At 70.8% G+C, this 22,240-nt stretch carries 21 protein-coding genes; 16 read left to right on the top strand and 5 right to left on the bottom strand.

Annotation, left to right across the window (positions count from 1 at the left end; translation table 11 throughout):
• A complete protein-coding gene (locus WME73_RS28855) occupies positions 1-753 on the top strand; it encodes a response regulator (protein ID WP_437911614.1) in 753 nt (250 codons plus the stop codon).
• A gap of 24 nt (positions 754-777) precedes the next feature.
• Here WME73_RS28855 and WME73_RS28850 read toward each other — a convergent pair whose 3' ends face one another.
• From WME73_RS28850 to WME73_RS28840, 3 genes are all read right to left on the bottom strand, one after another.
• Positions 778-3,477 (bottom strand): protein kinase domain-containing protein, encoded by a 2,700-nt coding sequence (locus WME73_RS28850; protein ID WP_437739601.1) that lies wholly within the window; start codon positions 3,475-3,477, stop codon positions 778-780.
• Between the two features lie 219 nt (positions 3,478-3,696).
• Positions 3,697-4,383, bottom strand: coding sequence for a GNAT family N-acetyltransferase (locus WME73_RS28845; protein ID WP_437739600.1), 687 nt, complete (start codon positions 4,381-4,383; stop codon positions 3,697-3,699).
• A 110-nt stretch (positions 4,384-4,493) separates the two neighbouring features.
• The gene (locus tag WME73_RS28840; protein ID WP_437911613.1) at positions 4,494-5,030 is read right to left on the bottom strand and encodes a GNAT family N-acetyltransferase; all 537 of its coding nucleotides are present in this window, start codon (positions 5,028-5,030) and stop codon (positions 4,494-4,496) included.
• Positions 5,031-5,269: 239 nt separating this feature from the next.
• On the opposite strand from WME73_RS28840, the gene WME73_RS28835 reads away from it, so the two are divergent.
• Complete coding sequence (locus tag WME73_RS28835) at positions 5,270-5,710, top strand: hypothetical protein (protein WP_437739598.1); 441 nt, start codon at positions 5,270-5,272, stop codon at positions 5,708-5,710.
• Between the two features lie 56 nt (positions 5,711-5,766).
• Positions 5,767-6,378, top strand: a complete 612-nt coding sequence (locus WME73_RS28830) for an antibiotic biosynthesis monooxygenase family protein (protein ID WP_437911612.1) — start codon at positions 5,767-5,769, stop codon at positions 6,376-6,378.
• 84 nt (positions 6,379-6,462) lie between these two features.
• On the opposite strand, the gene WME73_RS28825 is transcribed toward WME73_RS28830, so the two are convergent.
• The gene (locus tag WME73_RS28825) at positions 6,463-7,323 is read right to left on the bottom strand and encodes a PAS domain-containing protein (protein WP_437293066.1); all 861 of its coding nucleotides are present in this window, start codon (positions 7,321-7,323) and stop codon (positions 6,463-6,465) included.
• A gap of 252 nt (positions 7,324-7,575) precedes the next feature.
• Between WME73_RS28825 and WME73_RS28820 the strand changes: the two genes are divergently transcribed.
• The 13 genes from WME73_RS28820 to WME73_RS28760 all read left to right on the top strand — a co-directional run bounded on the left by WME73_RS28820 (position 7,576) and on the right by WME73_RS28760 (position 20,793).
• On the top strand, positions 7,576-7,737 hold the full coding sequence (locus WME73_RS28820) for a hypothetical protein (RefSeq protein ID WP_437739596.1): 162 nt from the start codon (positions 7,576-7,578) through the stop codon (positions 7,735-7,737).
• Between the two features lie 347 nt (positions 7,738-8,084).
• Positions 8,085-9,326, top strand: coding sequence for an enolase C-terminal domain-like protein (locus WME73_RS28815; protein WP_437739595.1), 1,242 nt, complete (start codon positions 8,085-8,087; stop codon positions 9,324-9,326).
• On the top strand, positions 9,323-10,441 hold the full coding sequence (locus tag WME73_RS28810; RefSeq protein WP_437911611.1) for a hypothetical protein: 1,119 nt from the start codon (positions 9,323-9,325) through the stop codon (positions 10,439-10,441). Before WME73_RS28815 ends, WME73_RS28810 begins: the two co-directional genes overlap by 4 nt.
• Positions 10,438-11,211 (top strand): SDR family NAD(P)-dependent oxidoreductase, encoded by a 774-nt coding sequence (locus WME73_RS28805; protein ID WP_437911610.1) that lies wholly within the window; start codon positions 10,438-10,440, stop codon positions 11,209-11,211. Before WME73_RS28810 ends, WME73_RS28805 begins: the two co-directional genes overlap by 4 nt.
• Entirely contained in the window at positions 11,208-12,872 is a 1,665-nt protein-coding gene (locus WME73_RS28800; RefSeq protein ID WP_437911609.1) for an MFS transporter, read from the top strand. Before WME73_RS28805 ends, WME73_RS28800 begins: the two co-directional genes overlap by 4 nt.
• Positions 12,873-12,982: 110 nt before the next feature.
• Positions 12,983-14,080, top strand: coding sequence for a PfkB family carbohydrate kinase (locus WME73_RS28795; protein WP_437911608.1), 1,098 nt, complete (start codon positions 12,983-12,985; stop codon positions 14,078-14,080).
• Complete coding sequence (locus WME73_RS28790; RefSeq protein ID WP_437739590.1) at positions 14,077-14,718, top strand: bifunctional 4-hydroxy-2-oxoglutarate aldolase/2-dehydro-3-deoxy-phosphogluconate aldolase; 642 nt, start codon at positions 14,077-14,079, stop codon at positions 14,716-14,718. The genes WME73_RS28795 and WME73_RS28790 overlap by 4 nt, the downstream gene beginning before the upstream one ends.
• Before the next feature lie 171 nt (positions 14,719-14,889).
• Entirely contained in the window at positions 14,890-16,350 is a 1,461-nt protein-coding gene (locus tag WME73_RS28785; protein WP_437739589.1) for a hypothetical protein, read from the top strand.
• Between the two features lie 224 nt (positions 16,351-16,574).
• Complete coding sequence (locus WME73_RS28780) at positions 16,575-17,351, top strand: mobilization protein (protein ID WP_437911607.1); 777 nt, start codon at positions 16,575-16,577, stop codon at positions 17,349-17,351.
• Positions 17,352-17,517: 166 nt separating this feature from the next.
• Positions 17,518-18,486: a type I pantothenate kinase gene (gene coaA / locus WME73_RS28775; RefSeq protein WP_437911606.1), complete on the top strand. Its 969-nt coding sequence runs from the start codon at positions 17,518-17,520 to the stop codon at positions 18,484-18,486.
• A 119-nt stretch (positions 18,487-18,605) separates the two neighbouring features.
• The gene (locus WME73_RS28770) at positions 18,606-19,460 is read left to right on the top strand and encodes a hypothetical protein (RefSeq protein WP_437911605.1); all 855 of its coding nucleotides are present in this window, start codon (positions 18,606-18,608) and stop codon (positions 19,458-19,460) included.
• A gap of 250 nt (positions 19,461-19,710) precedes the next feature.
• On the top strand, positions 19,711-20,160 hold the full coding sequence (locus tag WME73_RS28765) for a hypothetical protein (RefSeq protein ID WP_437739584.1): 450 nt from the start codon (positions 19,711-19,713) through the stop codon (positions 20,158-20,160).
• Positions 20,161-20,205: 45 nt separating this feature from the next.
• Positions 20,206-20,793, top strand: a complete 588-nt coding sequence (locus tag WME73_RS28760; protein ID WP_437911604.1) for a hypothetical protein — start codon at positions 20,206-20,208, stop codon at positions 20,791-20,793.
• Between the two features lie 63 nt (positions 20,794-20,856).
• Here WME73_RS28760 and WME73_RS28755 read toward each other — a convergent pair whose 3' ends face one another.
• Positions 20,857-21,939 carry an AraC family transcriptional regulator gene (locus tag WME73_RS28755; protein WP_437911603.1) on the bottom strand — a complete coding sequence of 361 codons (1,083 nt, stop codon included), beginning with the start codon at positions 21,937-21,939 and terminating at the stop codon, positions 20,857-20,859.
• Between the last annotated feature and the right edge of the window lie 301 nt (positions 21,940-22,240).

The raw sequence follows: 22,240 nt of genomic DNA, 5'->3' as shown, positions 1-22,240 counted from the left end.
ATGCAGGTGCAGGAGGCCGCGCAGCGGGGCAAGCGGGTGCTCGTGATCGACGACGAGGAGGGCATGCGCATCACGCTCGCCGCCAGCCTCGAGCTCGAGGGCTACGAGGTGGTGGAGGCGAGGGACGGCATCCACGCGCTCGAGCTCGTCCGGCAGCAGGCGTTCACGCTGGTCATCAGCGACATCCGCATGCCCGGGCTCAACGGCGTCGAGACGTTCCGGGAGCTCAAGAGGATCCAGCCGGAGCTCACCGTCGTGCTGATGACCGCGTTCGCGCTCGAGAGGCTCATCGAGGAGGCGATCGCCGAGGGCGTGTACACGGTGATCCACAAGCCGTTCTCGATGGACCACCTCGCGCGCATCGTCGCTCGCGCGGTGGACTCGCCGGCCGTCCTCGTGGTGGACGACATCCCGAAGGTCGCCGACTCGATCGTGGCGGTGCTCCGGGCCGCGGGGCTGTCGGCCCACGCCGTCCACGATGGGCGGGCCGCCGTCCAGTACGTCGTCGAGCGAGGCATCGACGTCTGCGTGCTCGATCTCGTCATGCCCGATCAGGACGGCGTGACGACGTGCGCGCAGATGCGGGGGCTGAAGAAGCGCGTCACGGTGATCGCCATGACCGGCCACGCGGTCCCGGAGATGGTCAGCGCGATCATGAGCAAGGGCGGGTACGCGTGCCTGCACAAGCCGTTCGACGCGCGCGAGCTCATCCACACGATCGCCCGCGCGCGCGGGGACGCGGCGCATCGATGACGGCGACGTCGCGCTGGCGTCGGCTCAGGTAGCGCTCGGCCAGCTGGCCAGCTCTGCCGCGCGCAGGTGCTGCTCCGCGGCGCGCGCGGGGTCGTCGCCCCGCGCGAAGTGGTCGGCCAGCACCATCGGATCCTGCTCGCCGGCCTCGAGCAGCCACTCGCCGGCGAGCCGGTGGCCGAGCGCCCGGTCGCGATCCGTCAGCATCGCGTAGGCCCCCTCCCGCAAGAGCGGGTGGCAGAAGGCGATCTCCTCCTCGCCCGCGAACCGGGAGCTCGGCCGGCGCTCGATGATCTCGCGCTCGACCAGCTCGGCCCACGCGTCACGCTCGCTCGTCCCCGACGTCCCGGCGCCGAGCAACGCGCGCACGCCGCCCACCCAGGCGACCTCCCCGAAGACGCTCGCCGCCCGCAGCTGCCGCCGCGCCTCGGGCCCGAGCGCCGCGAGGCGCGCCTCCGCCATGCCCAGCACCGTCTCCGGCAGCGCGCCGCCGCGCCCTTCCGAAAGGGCCCGGATGAGCTCCTCGAGATAGAAGGCGTTGCCACCGGCCCGCTGGATGAGCGCGGAGATCTCCCCGGGCGCGAGCTGCCTGCCCGCGCCGCCGAGCGCGCTCCGCACGAGCTGCTCGGCCGCGCGGGCGGGCAGCTCGCGCAACCGGAGCTCCGAGAGGCCCCGCTCGGCCCAGAGCCTCGGGAAGGCCGCGTGAACCTCGGGCCGGGCGAAGGCGAGCAGCGCGTACGGCCGGTCGCCGAGCTCCCGCAGCGCCCGGTCGAAGATCCCCATCGAGGGCGCGTCCCCCCAGTGGAGATCCTCGAGCACGACGAGCACGGGGCGCGCGGCCGTCACGGCGCGCGCGTAGTCGAGGTACGCGCGCTGGATCCCCTCGGCCATCAGCGCCGGATTGTGCCGCGCGGCCCGCAGCGCCGGCAGGTCCTCGTCGGGGAGGGGGGCGACGCCGAGCAGCTCGCCCAGGAACCCGCCCACCCGTAGCCCTTCCTCGCCCGAGAAGAGCGGCGCGAGGGCCTGCGCGAGCTTCCGTCGCCGCGCGTCGACGGCCTCGCCCGCGGCGATCCCGAGCGCGCCCCGCAGCGACCCGGCGAGCATCGCGAACGCGGCGCCCGTGCCGATGGAGTCGCCGCGGACGACGCTCAGGCTCACGTCGGGGTGGCGCTGGCGCAGCACCTCGACGGCCTCGTGGCGCAGGCGCGATTTGCCCATGCCCGCCGCGGCGGTCACCAGCGCCACCGCGGCGCGCCGCTCGGCGAAGCTCTCGTCGACGAGGTCGAGCAGGTGGCGCAGCTCCCGCTCGCGCCCGACGTGGGGGCTCGGCTTGCCCAGGAGCTTGCGCGGCCCCTCGCCGATCTCGCGCTCCGCCTTGAGCCAGGAGAGCCCGCCCCGCTCCACGACCTCGAAGCGCACGTCGAGCAGCGCGCGCGTCACCGCGTCGATGTGGACCCCCTCGCGCCGGCTCTCCGCGCGGCCGGTCGCGGCGGCCTCGTCGAGCAGGGCGGCCGCCCTGTCCAGCACCTCGCTGAGCGGCGATCGACCCGCCGGCTCGCCCCACCCCGTCACCAGCACGACCGCCGCGCCGGGGAGCTGCGCGCAGATCTCGAGCGCGCAGCGCGCCACGAGCGCCGCCTGGTCGGTCGCGTTGCCCGCGCTCGCCACGAGCGTCACCACGATCTCGTCGCCGAGCTCCTCCACCTGCGCGCTCAGCGGCATCGCCGCGCGGCGCACCACGGCGAGCGTGTTCGGCGGTGACGCGTGCAGATCGAGCGACTCTGTCGACTCGAAGAACGAGGCTTGCGCCGGCCGGACCGCCACCATCGAGACCAGGCGCTTCTCGCCCGTGGTGATGACCGCGCCGGGAAGGGGGGCCGAGGACACCTTGCTCCTCGTCCAGGCGCCGAGCGTGTCCAGGGTGCGCGCCACGGCCGCGCCGTCCTCGGGCCGCGCCGAGGGATCCTTGGCCAGCATCTGCGCGACGAGCTCGTCGAGCGCGTGGGGCACGTCGGGCCGCAGCTCCCTCGCCCTCGGCGGCTCCTCCAGGAGCAGCTTCCACACGAGCGCCATCGGGTGTTGCTTGCGGAACGCCGGCTTCCCGGTGAGGCACTCGTAGAGCACGCATCCGAGCGAGAAGATGTCCGCGCGCGCGTCCAGGCTGTCCCGCTCGCCCCGCGCCTGCTCCGGCGCCATGTAGCCCAGCGTGCCCAGCACCGCCGCCGTCCGCGTCAGCCGCTTCGAGGCGTCCGCCAGCTGCGCGATGCCGAAGTCGAGGAGCTTGACCCGATCGAGCGCGCCTTCGACCAGGAAGAGGTTGCTGGGCTTGATGTCGCGGTGCACGATCCCGCGCGCGTGCGCCGCGCCGAGCGCGTCTGCCACCGTCCTCACGAGGGCGATCGACTCGTCGATGCGCAGCTCCTGCCGCGCCAGCCGATCCGAGAGGCTCTCGCCGGAGAGCCACTCCATCGCGAGGTACAGCTCCCCCGTCGGCGCCATGCCGTGCGTCGCGTACCGCACGATGTGGGGGTGCTCCAGCCGGGAGAGCGTCTCTGCCTCGCGGAGAAAACGCGCCTGCGCGCGCGCGTCCGCCGCCCTGCGCAGCAGCTTGACGGCGACCACCGTCCCGCTCGAGCGATCGAAGGCCCGGTAAACGGTGCCCATGCCTCCGGATCCGGCGATCTCCGCCAGCTCGAAGCGGCCGTCCAGCAGCCTGCCAGGCAGCATGCGCGTGAAGGATGCACTCTCACTGGAGCGTGAGGCAAGGCGGACGAACGGTGCGAATGTGCCGTGGCACCTGCGCGGGGCGCGATGGCGGACTCGGCCGGCGCGGACGCGCGTCGTGCGCGTCGCCCTGATTCCGAGCTCCGCGAGGATCCTGGCCCGATCTCGCTCCCTCGTTCACGACGCAGCCGGCCTGTCGGGAGGCTGGGTTGTCTCGATGCGTTATGTTTTCGGGTCGGCGCCCGATCCGCGCCGGAGCTGCTCCAGCAAGAGCGGCATCGCGCCGGTGCCGGCCGCGAGGAGGCGCTCGTCGAGCGTGGCCAGGCCGCAGCGGAACTCATAGACCCTGAGGTGCGCCTCGTTATGGAAGTACCTGAGGTTCAGGCTGGCGCCCGTGGCGGCGTCGATATCCATGGCGACGATGCGGAACCCTGCTTTCAGCTTGGCGATGAGCACCGCGTTGTTGCCAGGGGCGTGCTCGCTGACCACGTAGTCGAAGCCGAGCTCTCGCGTGTAGGCGAGGACCCGGCGGAGGAACTCCCGGTACAGGCCGCGCCGGCGGTAGTCGGGGTGAACGGCCGAGTGCCACATGCGGTAGGTCTCTGCGTCCCTCTGGTGGCCCGAGAACATGGCCACGACCGCCTCGCCGTCGCGCACCGCCCAGAAGTCTGCGAGGCGGTCGGCTCCCTCCGACGCCGTGAGGCGGGCGCGGGCGCGCTCGCCCTCCTCGCCGGACAGCGCCCCGAGGTTGAAGAACACCTCGGGCGGGAAATGGCGGAGCAGCTCGGCTTTGTGCAGCGCCCAGTAGGCCTCGCCGTCGGCGAGGCGCTCGAGCGGGTAGAGGCCTCCGAGCGGCTCGCCGAAGTGCTTCTGTCGAATCGGAACGACCCAGTCCCACGCGGTGCTCATGGATCGAGCCCTATCATGGCGGCTCGCTCCACCCCAAGAAGGCCGTCCGCGGAGGCGCTCAGTCCGTTCAAAGGCCCGATCGCGGCGTGGACCGCGTTGGCCAGGAGCCGTTACGAAGCGCTGTCGCCGCGATCGAGGTCGAGCCGCATGGCGCAGCGCTGCGTCGGGTCGAGGCCCTGGCGCGCCTCGTTCTCGAGGATCTCCGCGAGCCGCGGGGACGCCTCGGCCGGCGACAGCTCGCGGAAGCCCATCGAGGCGTAGAACGGCCCGTTCCAGGGGACGGTCCGGAAGGTGGTCAGCGTCAGCGCCTTCAGCCTCGCGGCCCGCGCCCACGCGATGACGTGGGCGAGCAGGCGACGCCCCAGCCCTCGCCCCTGGCGGTCGAGGACGACGGCGAGCTCGCGGATGTGGAGCTCGTCGCCGGCCGCCTCGGCGCCCAGGAACGCGACCGGCTCGCCGGCGCCGTCGTCGGTCACCCAGAGCGTCCCGGCCCGGAGCGCGCCGCGCCAGCCCTCCGCCGGCGTCACGTTCGCCAGGGCCTCGAGGTCGAGGTCCGTCCTCCGGAACGCGAGGCCCGCCGAGCGCTCGATCTCGGGTAGGTGAGGCAGGTCGGACTCGGCGGCAGGTCGAATGAACGTCGATGTCATCGGGGCTGCGCAGGCTAGGCAGCCACGGGCGCCCCCGCAACCTCGGGGCGCGACGGGGCTCCGGGGGAGGGCGACCCCGGGGGGCCGTCGCGCCGCGCGCCGCGGCTGCTCGGGCCGCCGTGGGCGAAAGAGCAGCGTCGATTGAACGTTCCGCGAGCGTCCGGGAACTGAGGTCCATCCAGTCACGCCGCGGCGCCCCCACGGAGGGAGGCCCGAGGCGTGCTCGCAAGGAGCCACAGATGACGCTCGTCTCCTCGGCCCGCGCGGCGCGGAGCTCCGCGCCGCGATCCGCCCGGCGCCGGCTCGTGAAGCCGCTCCTCGGCCTCACGGTCTTCGCGGCGCTCTTCGTCGTGCTCGCGTGGCGGCTCGACAGGCCCTCTGTGGCCGCCGGGCCGCTCGACGCGGCGGCCGGGAACCCGCTCGGCCAGCTCTCCCGCGACGCCGCCGACCGGGCGCCCATCGCCGGCCTGGTCGAGGAGCGACTCCCGGCCGGCTCGTACACCTATGTCGCCGTGCGCACCGGCGAGAACCTCACATGGGCTGTCACCGTCGGCGACGCGCCGCCGCCCGGCACCCCGGTGCAGGTGCGGAGCATGGGCCGCAAGGCGAATTTCCACTCACGCCGCCTCGCGCGGACGTTCCCGGACCTCGTCTTCGGGATCGTCTCGCGCGCTGACTGAGCCCCCGACAACGGACAGAGCCTCCGGCAACGGACAGAGCAGAGAGGACCATGACCATGACGACACGTGGATTCGACAAGATGCCGAGCGCGACGAACGCGCGATCCTCGGGCGCGCTCGCCGCCGCCGTCATCGCGGCGCTCGGCGCGATCCTGTCGGGGTGCAGCTCCGATTCCGGCGGGAAGACGACCGACGCCCCCCTCCCCGAGTGCACGGGGGGCGTGCTCGAAGCCGATCTGGAGGCAGAGCCGCTGAGCGGGCCCGGCGTCGATCCGGAGACCGGGAAGCTCCGGCCGCCGCCGGAGGGGTCGTCGTACACGGTCAGCGCGACGTACGGGGTCCCACGGCCGGGCGACGCCGTGATGGAGCGATACGTGCCGATCTTCGGGGCGATCCAGGGGCAGCTCGCGTCGCAGCCCGGCCTCCTGGCCCTCCAGCTGGGCCAGTCGCCGTCCTGCGGCTCCGGGCGCACGCTGGCCGTGTGGGCCTCGACCGACGCGATGTACGAGTTCGTCATGAGCCCGGCCCACCTCGCGGGGATCGACGCCGCGGGCGAGCTGCTCGAGCCCACCTATGTGGTCACCCACTGGGAGACGGCCGAGATCGATGGCATCACGCTGGCCGACTCGGTCCGTCGCATCCGGGCGCTCGACGCTCCGGCGCCATGAGCCGGCGCGGCGCCGGCCTCGCCCTGCGTGCGCCGGCGACGCCTGCGCCGGCGACGCCCGAGCTGGCGGGGCGTGCCCCCGGGCTCAGCGGGCGGCCGCGCGCTGCGCGCTGAGGCGGCTCATCGCGTAGGCGAGCCCGCTCTGGAGCGTGCCTTGCGTGGTGATCCGGCCGAAGTCGATGCCCAGCCCGACCAGCGTCCTGGCGATCTCCGGGCCGATGCCCACCATCACGCTCCGGCAGCCGAGCAGCTCTGCCGCCTGCACGGCGCGCACCAGGTGGCGCGCCACGGCGGAGTCGATCACCGGCACGCCGGTGATGTCGAGGATCACGAACTCCGCGCGCCGCTGCCCGATGGCCGCGAGCAGGCTCTCCAGCGCCTGGGCCGCGCGCCGATCGCTCATCTCGCCGACCAGCGGGATGAGCAGGATCCCCTCCCAGACCTGGATGACCGGCATGGCCACCCGATCGAGCAGCTCCGCCTGCATCTGGATGATCGCGCGCTGCTCCCGGTTCTCGGCCGCCATCCGCTCGGCCTCCATGTGCCGCTGCTTCAGGTCGGTGATGTCCGTGATGAGCCCGCACAGGCCGACCACCTCCCCCTGAGCGTTCTTCATGGGGAACTTGCGGGTCCAGATCGTGCGCGCCACCCCGTCCGAGCCCGTGGCGCTCTCCTCGTTCTCGCTAGGCTCACCCGAGTTGAAGACGACGTCGTCGTAGCTCCAGAAGACCTCGGCCTGCTCCTTCGGCCAGTAGTCCGGGTCGCTGCGGCCTATCAGATCGTCGTAGCGCTGCCCGATCAACCTGCAGAAGCCCGGATTGCAGGCGATCCAGCGATGTTGCCGATCTTTGACGAAGATGGGATCCGGGATGGTGTCGATCACGAGCTGGAGCAGCCCAAAGGTCTTCCAGTCCGAGACGTCGATGCAGCGGAGTGTGAACGCCATTCAGCCAAGCCCATCTCCCCCGACCCCGACCAGCCTCCCTTTATCAGCCATCGTGGATGGCCATGCAAGGGCAGAAATGCGGCGGATCACCGCGGAGACCCGGAGACGTGTGTCCCGCTTCAGGGAGCGCCTGAGTGTGCCTCGCCTTGCTAACTACCGCTACATGACGACGCGAGGGTTCGACGGGAGGCGCGCGGCGGCCGGACAGCTCGCGATCGCGTGGGTGCTCGCGCGGCAGCCGGAGTTCGTCCCGTGATCGGGGCGAAGACCCGTGCGCAGCTCGACGATGCGTTCGCCGCGCTCAAGCGGCCGCTCTCGAGGGACGACCTGGCGTTGCTCGAGGCGCTGGCGGCGATCTCCGCCGATCGCTGCGGCGCGGAGCAGATGCGGCGCCTGGACAGCGAGCGGCGGTGAACCCGCAGCGCGGCTCAGGCGTGACAGCGCGGCGCGGCAGCGACCTCGGCGCGCCGCCCTCCCGGAGGTCCCCCGTGCCGTCGTCGACGAGATCGAGCTCTCCGTCCAGATTCGACCGCGAGGCGTGATCAGTCCGGCACGGTCCGGGAATTCATCGAGGCCGTTCGGCAAGCCTCTTTCCAAAGGAGGCCTCTACAGATAAAACTCGCCACCTCGCCGATCCATTCCCCGCGCTCTGCAAAAGGAAAGATCGAGCGATGGCGCCCCGAGGGCAGGTGTCACTGCCCGGCGGGATGCCTTTGTCGAGGCACATTGGACCGCTGGGGGCCCCTGGAGTCCCGTCCTGCATGAGAATCGTCGATATCCGCGCCACCACCGTCACCGTGCCGCTGGAGGCGCCCTTGCGCCACGCCAACGGCTGTCACTGGGGCCGCTTCGTGCGCACGATCGTCGAGATCGAGGCGGATAACGGGCTGATCGGCCTCGGTGAGATGGGCGGCGGCGGCGAGTCGGCCGAGGCCGTGTTCCGGGCGATGAAGGGCTACCTCGTCGGCCACGATCCCGCCCGCCTCGAGGAGATGCGGTTCAAGATCGCGAACCCGACCGCCTCTCTTTACAACAACCGCACCCAGGTCCTCGCCGCGCTGGAGTTCGCGTGCCTCGACCTGCTCGGGCAGGCCTTCGGCGTGCCGGTCCACGATCTCCTCGGCGGCAAGCTGCAGGACGAGGTGCCGTTCGCGTCCTACCTCTTCTTCCGCTACCCGAACGCCGACGGGTCAGGCGAGGTGCGGACGCCAACGCAGCTCGTCGAGCAGGCGAAGGCGCTGAAGAAGACGTACGGGTTCACCTCGCACAAGCTCAAGGGCGGCGTGTTCCACCCGGACTACGAGCTCGAGTGTTACCGCGCGGTCGCCGCCGCCGTGGGCGAGGATCGCGTCCGCTTCGATCCGAACGCGGTCTGGTCGACGGAGCAGGGAATCCGCTTCGGGCAGGCGATCGAGGACCTGAACAACGACTACCTCGAGGACCCCGTCTTCGGCCTCCACGCGATGCGGCGCACCCGCGAGAAGGTGCGGATGCCGCTCGCGACGAACACCGTGGTCGTGGGCTTCGAGCAGCTCGCCGCGAACGTCCTCGACACGGCGGTGGACGTCATCCTGCTCGACACGACGTTCTGGGGCGGCATCCGGCCGTGCGTGAAGGCGGCGGGGATCTGCGAGACGTTCGGCCTCGGGGTCGCCGTCCACTCCTCGGGCGAGCTCGGCGTGCAGCTCGCGACGATGCTGCACCTCGGCGCCGTCATCCCGAACCTCTCGTTCGCCGCCGACGCGCACTATCACCACCTGCGCGACGACGTGATCCAGGGAGGCCCGCTCCCGTACCGGAATGGCCGCATCCGCGTCCCCGCCGGTCCCGGCCTGGGCGTCCGCCTCGATCGCGAGAAGCTCGCTCACTACGCCGAGGAGTACCGCCGGCTGGGCTCCTATCCCTACGACAAGGACCCGCTGCGGCCGGCCTGGTGCGCGACCGTGCCGAACGACCGCTGGGCCGATCCGAAGGACGACCGAACCCCCGAGGTGCCGAGATGACCCTCGCCGAGCGCGTGGCCGCGGCCGTCGACGCCGCGCCCATCATCGATCTTCACACCCACCTCTTCGCGCCCCAGTTCCCCGCGCTGAACCTCTGGGGCGTCGACGAGCTCCTGACGTACCATTACCTCGTCGCCGAGACGCTGCGCGCCGAGCCGAAGGTCACGCCCGAGGCGTTCTTCGCGCTCGACAGGAAGGCGCAGGCCGATCTCGTGTGGGCGTCGCTCTTCGTCCGCCGATCGCCGCTGTCCGAGGCCACCGCGGGCGTGGCGACGGTGCTCGCCGCGTTCGGGCTCGACCCCGCCGCGCCGGATCTGCGCGAGGCCCGCGCCTTCTTTGCCGAGCGCCGGGTCGAGGATCACCTGGAGGACGTGCTGCGGCTCGCGGGCGTGAGCGCGCTCGCGATGACGAACGATCCGACCGACCCGGTGGAGCGCGCGATCTGGGACTCGGGCGCCACGCCCGATCCGCGGTTTTACACCGCGCTGCGCCTCGATCGGCTCATCCACGCGGACGATCTCGCGCCCGAGCTCGAGCGGTGGATCACCCGCATGCGGCCGCGCTACCTGGCGATCTCGGTCAACGAGGTCTCGGCGCCGCCCCGGGCCGTGCTGGACGCGTGCCGCGATCACGGGCTGCCGTTCGCCATGATGATCGGCGTCCGGCGCGCGGTGAACCCCCGCCTCGGCGTGGCCGGCGACGGGGTGAGCACGGTCGACCTGACCCCGCTCGAGCGGCTCGCCGACGAGAACCCCGACGTGCGCTTCCTCGTCACGACGCTCGCGCGCGAGAACACGCACCCCCTCTGCGTCGTGGCGCGCAAGTTCGCCAACGTCCTGCCGTTCGGCTGTTGGTGGTTCATGAACAACCCGAGCCTCATCGAGGAGACGACGATGATGCGCCTGGAGATGCTCGGGCCGACCTTCGTGCCGCAGCACTCCGACGCGCGCGTCCTCGATCAGCTGATCTACAAGTGGCGCCACTCGCGGCGGTCGATCGCTTCAGCGCTGGCCCGGCGCTACGGGGCGATGCCCGTCCCGCCGACCGACGCGCAGATCGAGCGCGACGCGCGGGCGCTCCTCGGGGGCATCGCGAAGGACTGGCTGGGAGCATGACGAACCGTTTCGACATCTCGGGCCGCACGGCCGTCGTGGTCGGTGGCACCTCCGGTATCGGGCGCGCGATCGCCCTCGGCCTCGCCGAGGCGGGCGCCCACACCGTCGCCACGGGCACCCGCGCGGACCGCGTGCAGGCGGTCGCCGCCGAGATCCGCGGGCGGGGCGTCCGCTCGATCGAGGCGGCGTGCGACGTCAGCGATCGCGCGACGCTCGACGCCCTGCGCGACCGCGTGATCGAGGCGTTCGGCGGCGTCGACATCCTCGTCAACTGCGCCGGTCGGACCTTCCGGAAGCCCACCGCCGAGGTCGGAGAGGCCGAGTGGGGCAGCCTGCTCGACACGAACGTCACCGGCATGCTGCGCGCCTGCCAGGCCTTCCATGGCCCGTTGAAAGACAGCGGCCGGGGCCGCATCGTCAACATCGCTTCGCTGTCGAGCTTCGTCGCGTTCCACGAGGTCGCGGCCTACGGAGCGTCGAAGGCGGCGGTGCTGGCGCTCACCCGGAGCCTCGGCGCCGAGTGGGCGAAGCACGGTATCCGGACGAACGCGCTCGTGCCGGGCGTGTTCGTGACGGACCTCAACCGCGCCCTCCTCAACGGCACAGGGCGCGGGCAGGAGCTGCTCGCTCGCACGCCCCTCGGCCGCTTCGGCGACACGCAGGAGCTGGTCGGCGCGGCCCTCTTTCTCTGCTCCGACGCGGTGAGCTTCATCACCGGTACGAGCATCACAGTCGACGGTGGATTCCTCGCCTCCGGGGTGAACCAATGACCGCAGCGTCTCCCGTGGCCCCGGCGACCGCCGGCGTCATGTCCCGCACTCGCTGGACCATCTGCGCGCTCCTCTTCTTCGCGACGACGATCAACTACCTCGATCGGCAGCTGTTCTCCCTGCTGATACCGTTCTTCGAGAACGAGCTGAAGCTCGGGCCGACGGACCTCGCGCTCATCAACGTGAGCTTCCTGCTCTCCTACGGCTTCGGCATGGTGTTCGTCGGTCGCTGGATCGACCGCGTCGGGCCGCGCAAGGGGCTCAGCGCGACGTTCCTGCTCTGGAACATCGCCTCGGCCGGCCACGCCATCGTCGGCAGCTTCGCCGGCTTCGCCGGTATCCGCTTCCTGCTCGGGGTCGGCGAGGCCGGCAACTTCCCGGCCGCCGTCCGCACCGTGGCCGAGTGGTTCCCCAAGAAGGAGAGGGCGCTCGCGACCGGGCTGTTCAACTGCGGCTCCAACGTCGGCGCCATCCTGGCCCCGCTCCTGGCGGTGCGCATCGCGGAGGCATACGGATGGCGGACCTGCTTCCTCATCCTGGGCGGCGTCGGCGTCGTGTGGATCTTCTTCTGGACGCGCCTCTACCGGCGGCCCGAGGAGCACCCGAAGGTATCGCCCGAGGAGCTCGCGCACATCCGCTCCGACGCGAAGGAGGCGACAGAGTCCCTCGGCGTCGGCGAGGTGTTCGGGATGCGGCCCGTCTACGCGGTCGCGGCGGCGAAGTTCTTCACCGACGCGCCGTGGTGGTTCTACCTCACCTGGCTGCCGAAGTTCCTTGTCAGCGAGTTCAACCTGAAGCCGACCTTCATGGCCTACGCCATCCCCGTCGTGTTCCTCGTGGCGGACGGCGGCGCGATCGGCGGCGGCTGGCTGTCCTCCAGGCTCATCGCGAGCGGCCGCTCGGTCGGCGCGGCGCGGAAGCTCGCGATGCTCGCGTGTGCGCTCTCCGCGGTGCCCGTCATGTCCGTCGGGCTCCTCGTCGATGTCCCGAGCGTCGCGGGCATCCCCACGATCTACGTCGCGGTCGCGATCCTGTCGCTCGCCGCGGCAGCGCACCAGGGCTGGAGCAGCAACCTCTACACGCTCGTCTCGGATGCCCTCCCGCGCCCCGCGATGGCCACGGTGGTCGGCGTCATGACCGCGTTCGGCGTCGTCGGCGGCGCGCTCTTCCAGATCTTCGTCGGCTGGGCGCTCACGTCCACGGGCTCGTACGTCCTGCCGTTCCTGCTCGCGGGCACGCTGTACCTCGTCGGCCTGCTGGCGCTGCACCTCATCCTGCCGCGCGTCGAGCCGGTCGCGCCGAAGCGGCGCGTGCCGAGCGCGGCGATCGTCGCCGGCGGCCTGGTGATGCTCGCCAGCATCGCGGGGCTGCAATTCGCCCTCAACCGTCCTGCGTACACCTCTGTCGACCAGTACCGGGCGACGCGGCCGGCCCAGCTGAAAGCGACGGGCGCGCCGGTCGAGGGCCCCGCCGCCCACGTGGGCTGGATGGACGCGCGCTGGTACCTCTGGCCGACGGCCGCGGGGACCAAGGCGGAGCTCGTCAAGTTCGACCGCGATGGGCGACCCATCGTCGAGGGGAAGGGCGCTGCCGCCAAGGGCTACACAGGCCCGTCCGCCGCAGAGGTCGAGTCGTCCCGCGCGCCAGGAGGCGATCGGTAATCACCGCCATCGGCCCGCCTCATCGCGATCTCCGCGACGGCGGCGGCCCCTTGAACCCTGCTTGTCCACCAGCTCTTCCGCCACGCGGCCTGCACCACTGCAAGGTATCCATGTCCTTCACGCTCCGTGATCCTTCCACCTGCCGCTGGGATCTCGTGTCCCTCGGCGAGGTCATGCTGCGCCTCGATCCCGGCGACGGGCGGATCTCCACCGCCCGCAGCTTCCACGCCTGGGAGGGAGGCGGCGAGTACAACGTCGCCCGCGGCCTGCGCCGCTGTTTTCGGCTCAGGTCGGCCATCGTGACCGCCCTCGCGGACAACCCCGTCGGCCGCCTGCTCGAAGATCTCATGATGCAGGGCGGCGTGGATCTCACGCACGTTCGCTGGGCGACGCACGACGGCGTGGGGCGCCTCGTGCGCAACGGCCTGAACTTCACCGAGCGGGGCTTCGGCATTCGCGGGGCGGTCGGCCTCTCGGACCGTGGCCACACGGCCGCGTCTCAGCTGAAGCCCGGCGAGATCGACTGGGATACGATCTTCGGCGCCGAGGGCGCGCGGTGGTTCCACACCGGCGGTATCTTCGCCGCGCTCTCCGAGACCACGCCTTCGGTGGCGAAGGAGGCGATGGAGGCGGCCAGGCGGCACGGCGTCGTCGTCTCCTACGATCTCAACTACCGTCCGTCGCTCTGGAAGTCGATCGGTGGTCAGGCCCGCGCGCAGGAGGTCAATCGAGCGCTCGCGCCGTACGTCGATGTGATGCTGGGCAACGAGGAGGATTTCACGGCTGCCCTGGGCTTCGAGGTCGAGGGCGTCGACGAGGGGCACGCCAACCTGCGCGTCGGCGCGTTCGAGAGCATGATCGAGCGCGTCATCTCGGTGTTTCCGAACATCCGGGCGGTGGCGACGACGCTCCGCGTGGCGACCTCGGCGACGCGCAACGACTGGAGCGCGGTGCTGTACCAGGGCGGCCAGCTCTACAAGGCGCCCGAGCGCAAGGACCTGGAGATCTTCGATCGCGTGGGCGGCGGCGACTCGTTCGCCTCGGGGCTCATCTACGGCTTCCTGATGGGCAAGGGGCCGCAGTGGGCGGTCGATTGCGGCGCGGCGCACGGGGCGCTCGCGATGACGACGCCCGGCGACACGACGATGGCGACCCTCGACGAGGTGCTCAAGGCGATGAAGATGGGCACCGCCCGGGTGGACCGATGAACAAGCAATCCGTGCTCGAGTGGATCGCGCGCGGGCGCATCGTCCCTGTGGTGCGCGCCGGCTCGGCCGACGAGGCGCTGCAGGCGGTCGAGGCCCTCCTAGAGGGGGGGATCGACGTGCTCGAGATCACGATGACCGTGCCCGGCGCGGTCGAGGTCGTGCGCGAGGTCGCCGCGCGCCACGGCGATCGGGCGCTCGTGGGCGCCGGGACGGTGCTCGACGCCCGCGCCGCCGAGGCGTGCGTCGAGGCCGGGGCGCGCTTCGTGGTCAGCCCCGCGCTCGACGAGGCGACGGTGAGGGCGTGCGTCGCGATGAACGTCGTCCACGCTCCCGGCGCGCTCACGCCCACCGAGGTCGTGGCGGCGCACCGGGCGGGCGGAGATGTCGTGAAGGTGTTCCCCTGCGACGCCCTCGGCGGCGCCTCGTACCTCAAATCGCTCAAGGCGCCTCTGCCCCATATCCCGCTCATGCCCACGGGCGGCGTGACGCTGCAGAACGTGGGCACCTTCTTCGCGGCGGGCGCGGTGGCGGTCGGCGTCGGCGGCAACCTCGTGGATCTCAAGCTCCTGCGCGACGGGCGGCGCGACGAGCTCGTCGCCCGCGCCCGTGCGTTCTGCGACGCGGGCCGCGCGTCCTGAGGGAGTGCGCAGGAGGCGCGCCCGCCTTCACCCTATCGATTCCAGCGGCTCCCCGGGGGGAGACGGGCGTGGTGCGCGCGCTGCGCGGTGCGACGTAAAACGTAGTTAAAACCAATAGTTGCGGCGTTTGCAGGGGATTCCCGGCGCCATGGATAACCAGGGGCTTCGAACATGAATCAATCGAAGGTTGCGAACCTAGTCGGTGCGTCGATTTTCTTCGTGGCGGCGGTCGCGCACGCCCAGACTCCCCCGCCGGCGCCGGACGCGGCCGCTCCGCAGGCCGCTGCGCCGGCCACGCCGGCGGACGCGCAGGCGCCGGCCACGCCGCCTGCGGACGTGGCTGCTCCGGCGGCGCCGCCGGCGGAGGCCGTCAAGCCGGCCTCCAAGGATCCTGTTCCCGTCACCGCCAAGTGGAAGGCCACGATTTATGGGATGGCGGAGTTCGACATCATGCACGACTCCACCCAGAGCTTCGGGGAGTCGGTCGGGGCCACGGTGATCCAGCGCGAGGACACCTACGCCGGCTCGCACGGCCGCACGCACTTCACGACGCGGAACTCCAGGTTCGGCGTCAAGGTGACCGCGCCCGAGGTGTCCGGGATCAAGACCACGGCCATGCTGGAGCTCGACTTCTTCGGCAATCAGCCGCCCACCGTCTCCGAGGCCTCGCTGGTGAGCAGCGGCACCTTCCGTTTGCGTCAGGCCAACATCAAGGTCGAAACGGACTACGTCGACCTGTTGATTGGACAGGGCTATCACCTGTTCGGGTGGCAGCCGTACTTCTTCCCGGCCACGACGTCCTTCTTCCCGGTGATGAACCAGGTGTTCGGGCGGATGCCGCAGCTGCGCGTCGGCCACAACTTCAAGTCGGACGCCGCCAACGTGGAGCTCGCCGCTGCCGTCCTCAAGCCGCCGCAGCGCGACTCCGAGGTGCCTGACATGCAGGCGGGGTTGCGCGTCGGCTTCAACGGCTGGAAGGGGATCCACACGCTCGGCGCCGCCGGGATGCTGCACGACCCGCTGACGCTCGGCGTCTCGGGCATCTTCCGCCGTTTCAGGGTCAACGAGCACTCCGCCGCCCCGGTCGAGTCGAGCTCGGCCAACGGCTACGGGATCTCGGTCGATGCGCTGCTCCCGATCATCCCGGCCAAGTCGCTGGAGGAATCCGGCAACGCGCTGACGTTGACCGGCTCGTTCTTCACGGGCACGGGCATCTCGGACATCGTCGGCGTCGCGAGCAACGTGCCGCACCCGCCGCTCCCTGACGCTGGAGCGACCTATACGCCGAACATCGACAACGGCCTCGCGGTGTACGACGCGAACAACAACCTGAAGACGATCGGCTGGACGGGGTTCATGGTCGGGCTCCAGTACTATCTGCCGCCCTCGGGGCGCTTCTCCATCTCCGGCAACTACACCCAGGGCTCGAACGACCGGGTGACCGAGGAGAACGGCTACGGCGCGCTCCGCACGGCCTACCACAAGTCGCGTTACATCGACGGCAACCTGTTCGCCGACATCACGCCGGCCATCCGCGCGGGCCTCTCGTTCCAGTACTCGGAGCAGACCTTCGCGGACGACGTGACCGCGACCAACGAGCGCATCAAGCTGTCCCTCTACAGCTTCTTCTGAGCGACGGCGGTGGGCGACCCGGGTCGCGTTTGATCCGCACGCTCTCGCGCGACGCCTTCGCGAGCCAGGTCGCGGAGGCAGTGCTCGCGCTGCTCGACCCCGATCGCGTCGCCTCGACGTCACGCCACCGGCGCATAGCGACGCCGGAACGCCATTTGCTACGAATGGCTTGACTTCCGCGACATGGTGGCCGAAGGGGGAGGTGCATGAGTACTGTACATTTTGTGGGCGGCGAGAAAGGTGGCGTCGGCAAGAGCGTGGTCGCTCGACTGCTGGCGCAGCTATTCATCGACCGAGCGCTTCCGTTCGCGGCACTCGATGCGGATCTGTCGCATGGCGCGCTCCGCCGTTACTACGCGGACTACACGCAGCGCGTGGATCTCGATCAACTCGATAGCGCCGATCAGATCCTGGACAGCGCGCTCGGAGGCGATCGCGTGGTGCTCGTCGACCTGCCTGCGCAGAGCCATCGGGCTCTCGAGCGCTGGATCGAGTCGACCGACGTCCTCACCTACGCGCGGGAAATGGGCGTCCAGCTCGTGTCCTGGCACGTCACCGACGGCGGCTTCGATTCGGTGTCCCACCTCGAGCGGGTCCTCGCGGCGCCGGGCGACGGGCTGCAGCATATCGTGGTGAAGAACCAAGGTCGCTCGAGGGACTTCAGCCAGCTCGACGCGTCACCCGCGTACCAACGCCTGCTCGAACGCGGCGGACAAGCCGTGACATTGCCCGAGCTCGACTCGTCGGTGATGTACAAGATCGACCGTTTCGGTTCGAGCTTCTGGGCCGCCATCAACACGAGCGAGGGGCCGCAAGCGCTGTCCGTCCTGGAGCGTCGCCGCGCCAAGCTCTGGTTGGAACGCGCGCAGGCTGCGCTGGAGGCAGCGGGCAACTGGCGGCCAGCGACGGAACGCGCATCTGCCGTGGTCGTGCCGCAACACCCCGAGTCGGCGCAACAGCAGCTCGAATCGGCCGCGAGCAACGAACGGGTCGCGACCTGACCAAGGCGCCGGGGGCGCTTGAGCAGGGCCTTGGGGGTGAGCCGCCCCCGTGGTCTCGGGTCGACCCCTGGCCTCGACCCGGCCGCGCGGGAGCGCGCCTCGGCGCTCGCCGCCGACGAAGCGTCGCGCCACGGGCCCCTTGCTCCCGCTCGCGAGATTGCTTCGGATGGCACGCTCGGAAGCGTACCATCGGCTCCGACCCATCATGGACGCCGCCACCACGACGTACGAGATCTTCGCCGCTGCGCAGTGGGGTTGCCTGCGCGCGGCCACGCCGCTCACCCTCACCGAGGCCGACCTCGTGGTCTTGCGGGGCCTCAATGATCGGCTCTCGCTCGACGAGGTCGCGACGATTTACTTGCCGCTCTCGAGGCTGCTCAACCTGCACGTAGGCGCGGCGCAGCAGCTCCGCCGCGTGAAGGACACCTTCCTTGGCCGCCCCATCGCGCGGCGGCCTTTCGTGATCGGCATTGCCGGGTCGGTCGCGGTGGGCAAGAGCACGACCGCGCGCGTGCTGCAAGCGCTGCTCGCGCGATGGCCTGACCACCCGCGGGTGGACCTGGTGACCACCGACGGCTTCCTGTACCCCAACGCGGTGCTCGCCTCGCGCGGCGGCCTGCACCGCAAGGGGTTTCCCGAGAGCTACGATCTCGGGCGGCTGGTGAAGTTCCTCGCCGACCTCGAGGCGGGCGTCGAAGCGATCGACGTGCCGGTCTACTCGCACGCCACCTACGACGTGATCGCCGGGAAGGTGCAGACCGTGAGGCAGCCCGACGTCGTGATCCTCGAGGGCCTGAACGTGCTGCAGGGCGCCGACCGTGCCGCGGCGATCGCCGTCAGCGACTTCTTCGACATCGGGATCTATGTCCACGCGGACGAGGCCGACATCGAGCGCTGGTACATCGAGCGCTTCTTCGCGCTGCGGGCCACGGCGTTTCGTGACCCCTCCTCGTATTTCCACCGTTATGCGGCGATGGGGGACGACGAGGCGCGCGCCTTCGCGTTGCAGGTCTGGCGCACGATCAACGGTCCCAACCTGACCGAGAACATCCTGCCGACGCGGGCACGCGCCGACGTCGTGCTGGAGAAGGGGCCCGACCACGCCGTGCGCGCCGTGTGGCTCCGCCGGCTCTGATGTAGAGGTTCACGGCCGGCGCAGAGCGCCTGTCGTGTCCAGGTCCACGCGCTTTCCGTCGGTGGCGTCTTGACACCGCTGTCGACGACGACGGCCGTGAACTGTTGTATGCTGCTGTCATGGACTGGAAAGAGAGCTGTCGCTCCCGCCTCCGCGAGCACGTCGACCAGCACGGCGACATCGCTCCTCCATGGGAGCGCTTCCCCGACTACGAGCGCTACACGCTCGGCTGGCGAATGGGCTCCGGTGAAGACTGGTTGGGGATGTGGGGCGTCTTTCTCGAACAGCTCGCGCCGGACCGCGAAGCACGCATCGCCTACCTGCGACGCCACCCTCCCGCGCCGATCACCTGGGCAGAGGCCGTTCACAAGGTCTTGCACCCGACGGATGAACGGGCAGATGACGAGGGCGGCGACGAGGAGGACGGCGACGACGAGGACCCGATCGCGGCGGCCTCGCGTCGATCGGCGCTCCTGGAGCAGGGGCTCATCGCGGTCGACGTCTCCTTCACCATATGGCTCAGCCAGCAGGACGGCGTGCGTTGGCCGTGGGAATCGTACGAGACGCCCGAGAAGGCGGCCCGCTACAACACCCGCGAACTCTGGTTCTGGTCGCGCCAGGTCGCCGAGCTCCGGAGAGGCGACGGGTGGATGCCTCCCGCCGTACCGGAGGGTTGGCGAGCGTGCGCGACCGCGCTCGCGAGCGGCGACGCAGCTCCGATCGAGCCTCGCGACGGGCTCCTTTCGCTGGCTCGACTGCTCTGCGCCGGGGACGTCAAGGCGCCCTGGCAGCTCGGCTTGGAGCTCGCCGACTTCGCCGATTCGTTTGAGGACGACATGGGTTATGTCGACGCGTTTCGCTTGTGGGGAATGTCCGCCTTCGACGACGCCCACCAGCTGCGTCGCTACCTTGAGGCCACCCGAGTGCCGCCGGGCTGGGAGGCCTGGATAGCGGAACAATTCCCGGTGGATTGAGCGGCGGAACCGGTCTGGCCGACTCGACCTGGGTCAGCCGACGCAACCTGGGTCGGGTGGCCACACCGGCAGCCGACGCAACCTGGGTCGGGTGGCCACACCGGCCGACGCAACCTGGGTCAGGTCGCCTACTGGGCCGGGGGGGCGCCCAACCTGGGTCGGGTCGGCGGCCGGCGGCGTGGCCGAGCGGGCCAACAACTTGGCCGCACGGGCAAAGGCTGGCGCCAGCCGCGGCGCGTAGCTTCCCGGCATGCTGCTCGCCGCTCATCGCACCTCGCGCTTCCTCCAGACCCGCGCCCTCGTGGCCGCTGCCCTGCTGGTCGGGCTCGTGGCCGCCGGCGGCTCGCTCGTAGTCCACGCCGCTGCGCATCCTGGGACGCACGCCGACCGGAACGTCGCGGGAGACGCGCCGCCCGGCAGCCCGCTCGGCGACCTATCGAGATCCCTCGGCGACCTCGCGCCCGTGGTCGGCATCGTCGAGGAGCGGCTCGCGGCAGGGAGTTACACCTACCTCGCCGTGCGGCCGGACGGCGGCAGCCCGATGTGGGCCGTGACCCTCGGCAGCGGACAGCCGGTGGGCGCGCGCGTCTCGGTCAGGAGCTTCGGCCGGCGCACGGAGTTCACGTCTCGCCGCCTGCAGCGGACCTTCCCCGTTCTCGTCTTCGGCGTGGTCTCGCCCGCGCGCGCGGACGAGCGCTGATTCGCACCCGACAACATCACCTTCTTTCCTGTCATGAGGTCCACCATGTCTCGAATTGACTTTTCCCTCTCTCGCGTCGCGCTTGTCCCGCTCCTCGTCGCGGTCGCCGCCTTCGTCCCGGCGTGCGGCGCGGACGACGGGACACCGAGCAACACGAGCGGCGGCTCGGGCACACAGACCGCCGCCTCCCAGTTCACGTGCACAGATGACGATCTGCAGAGCGCGCCGTTCGGCGGGCCCGGGTTCGCGGACGGCGCGCTCACGGGCACCGCGCAGGACTCCTATGTTGTCTCGTCGACCCTGCTCTGGATGAAGCCCGACGAGGCGGCGCAGCGGAGGTTCGGCGAGCTGATGGGGCCCATCCTCGCCCAGCTGCCCGCGCAGGAAGGGCTGATCGGCTTCACGCTCGGAACGTCGGCGAAGTGCGGCTATGCGAGGACCATCACGGTGTGGAAGGACGAAGAGGCGATGGGGAAGTTCGTGATGTCGGACGCCCACCTCTCGGCGATGAGCGCGGCGAGCGCGGTCAGCGTCCACGGCGTCGTGACCCAGTGGACCGTCGGCGCGGGTGATCTCCCGATGTCGTGGGAAGCGGCGAGAGAGAAGGTCGCCGCCGCCGAGATATCGTACTGAGACCGGGCGCGCTGGATGGCCGCGGCCCGAGGCCCCGGGCCAGGCGGGCCATCGCCCCGGCGGTCAGCCGTCGTCCGCCGCGCGGTCCACGCCCGCTGCGACGCGGCGCCCCGGGGCGCCGCGCGCCTCCTCACGGAACCGGCCGGGCGTCCTCCCGGACCAGCGCTTGAAGGCCCGCGCGAAGGCCGTCACCTCCGAGAACCCCAGCAGAAAGGCGATCTCCGACATCGATGTGTCGCTCTCGCGGAGCAGCTCCTCGGCGGTCTGACGGCGCACCCCGCCGACGATCTGCCGCAGCGTCGTCCCCTCGTCCTCGAGGTGCCGCCGCAGCGTGCGCTCGCTCGTCCCGAGCCGCCGCGCGACGGCGGTCGCCGACGGCTCGCCCGAGGCGAGGAGGTGCGCGATGACGTCACGCACCCTATCGGACATGGCCGACGCGTCGGCGACGCGACGGCGGCGCAGCTCCTCCGCGTGCTGGTGGAAGAACGCGCTCAGGGCCGGGTTCGCGTCGCGAGGCACGAGGTCCAGCAACGACGGTGGGAAGGCAAAGCCATCGCGGGGCGCGTCGAACTCGACAGGGCAGCGGAAGAAGTCTCGGTGCGCGGCGAGATCGCGCGGCGCGGCGTGGCGGAAGCTGACCCGGAGCGGCGAGAACTCGACGCCAGCGCACTGGCGGAAGCAACGGATGTACACCGCAAGGCTGCACTCGGTCGCGACGCGCGCGCCCAGCGTGAAGCGGGGCGAGCGGTGCAGCTCCGCGAACGGAGCGTCCGGGTCCGTCGTGGTATCGGTCACCCAGCGCGGTGTATCCTGAAGGAGCACCATGTAGCGGTCGACACGGTCGAGCGACTCACGGGCGCTCGCGCTCGTCATGACCGCGAAGCCCATGACGTGCATCTCCTCCATGCGCGTCCGCGCGGCGAGGCGGATGGGCGCCCCGGGATCGTCGAGCGCGCGTACTATGTGCGCCCACAGGGCGTCGAACGACGTCACCGGTATGCGGCTGTCCGCGTCGGTCAGCGACTCGGCGGAGACGCCGGCGACCTCGAGAAGATCGCTGTGGCGGAGGCCGCGAGAGGCGGCATACGAGATCACCCGGCCGACGATGGCCATGGACACCGTGGGCCGCGACGGGGAAGACGGCATGCCCGAGCGAGTCTATCACCCGCCGTGGACCGCGAGACGAACGGGGTGAGCGGGGTGAGCTCAGCGCTCGCCGAGCGCCCGTGATACGGCACGACGGCGACGGGCTCGATGACTACGTCAAATTGTCGTTGTAGCCGGCAGCCAAGAAATTCATGGCGACGATTCGTCGTTAACCCGGTTCGAGCCCGCGCTCCGCCATCAAACGGCGCGCATCGAGCGACCAACAGAGGACATCGTCGCGTGGCACCGATGTTGCTCAGTATCCGATGTTGCTCGACATCCACGAGCATTCGATGGAGGT

This window comes from Sorangium sp. So ce302 (genome assembly GCF_051530145.1).
Classification (GTDB): Bacteria; Myxococcota_A; Polyangia; order Polyangiales; family Polyangiaceae; genus Sorangium; species Sorangium cellulosum_B.
This window is presented reverse-complemented; position numbering and strand designations above follow the sequence as displayed.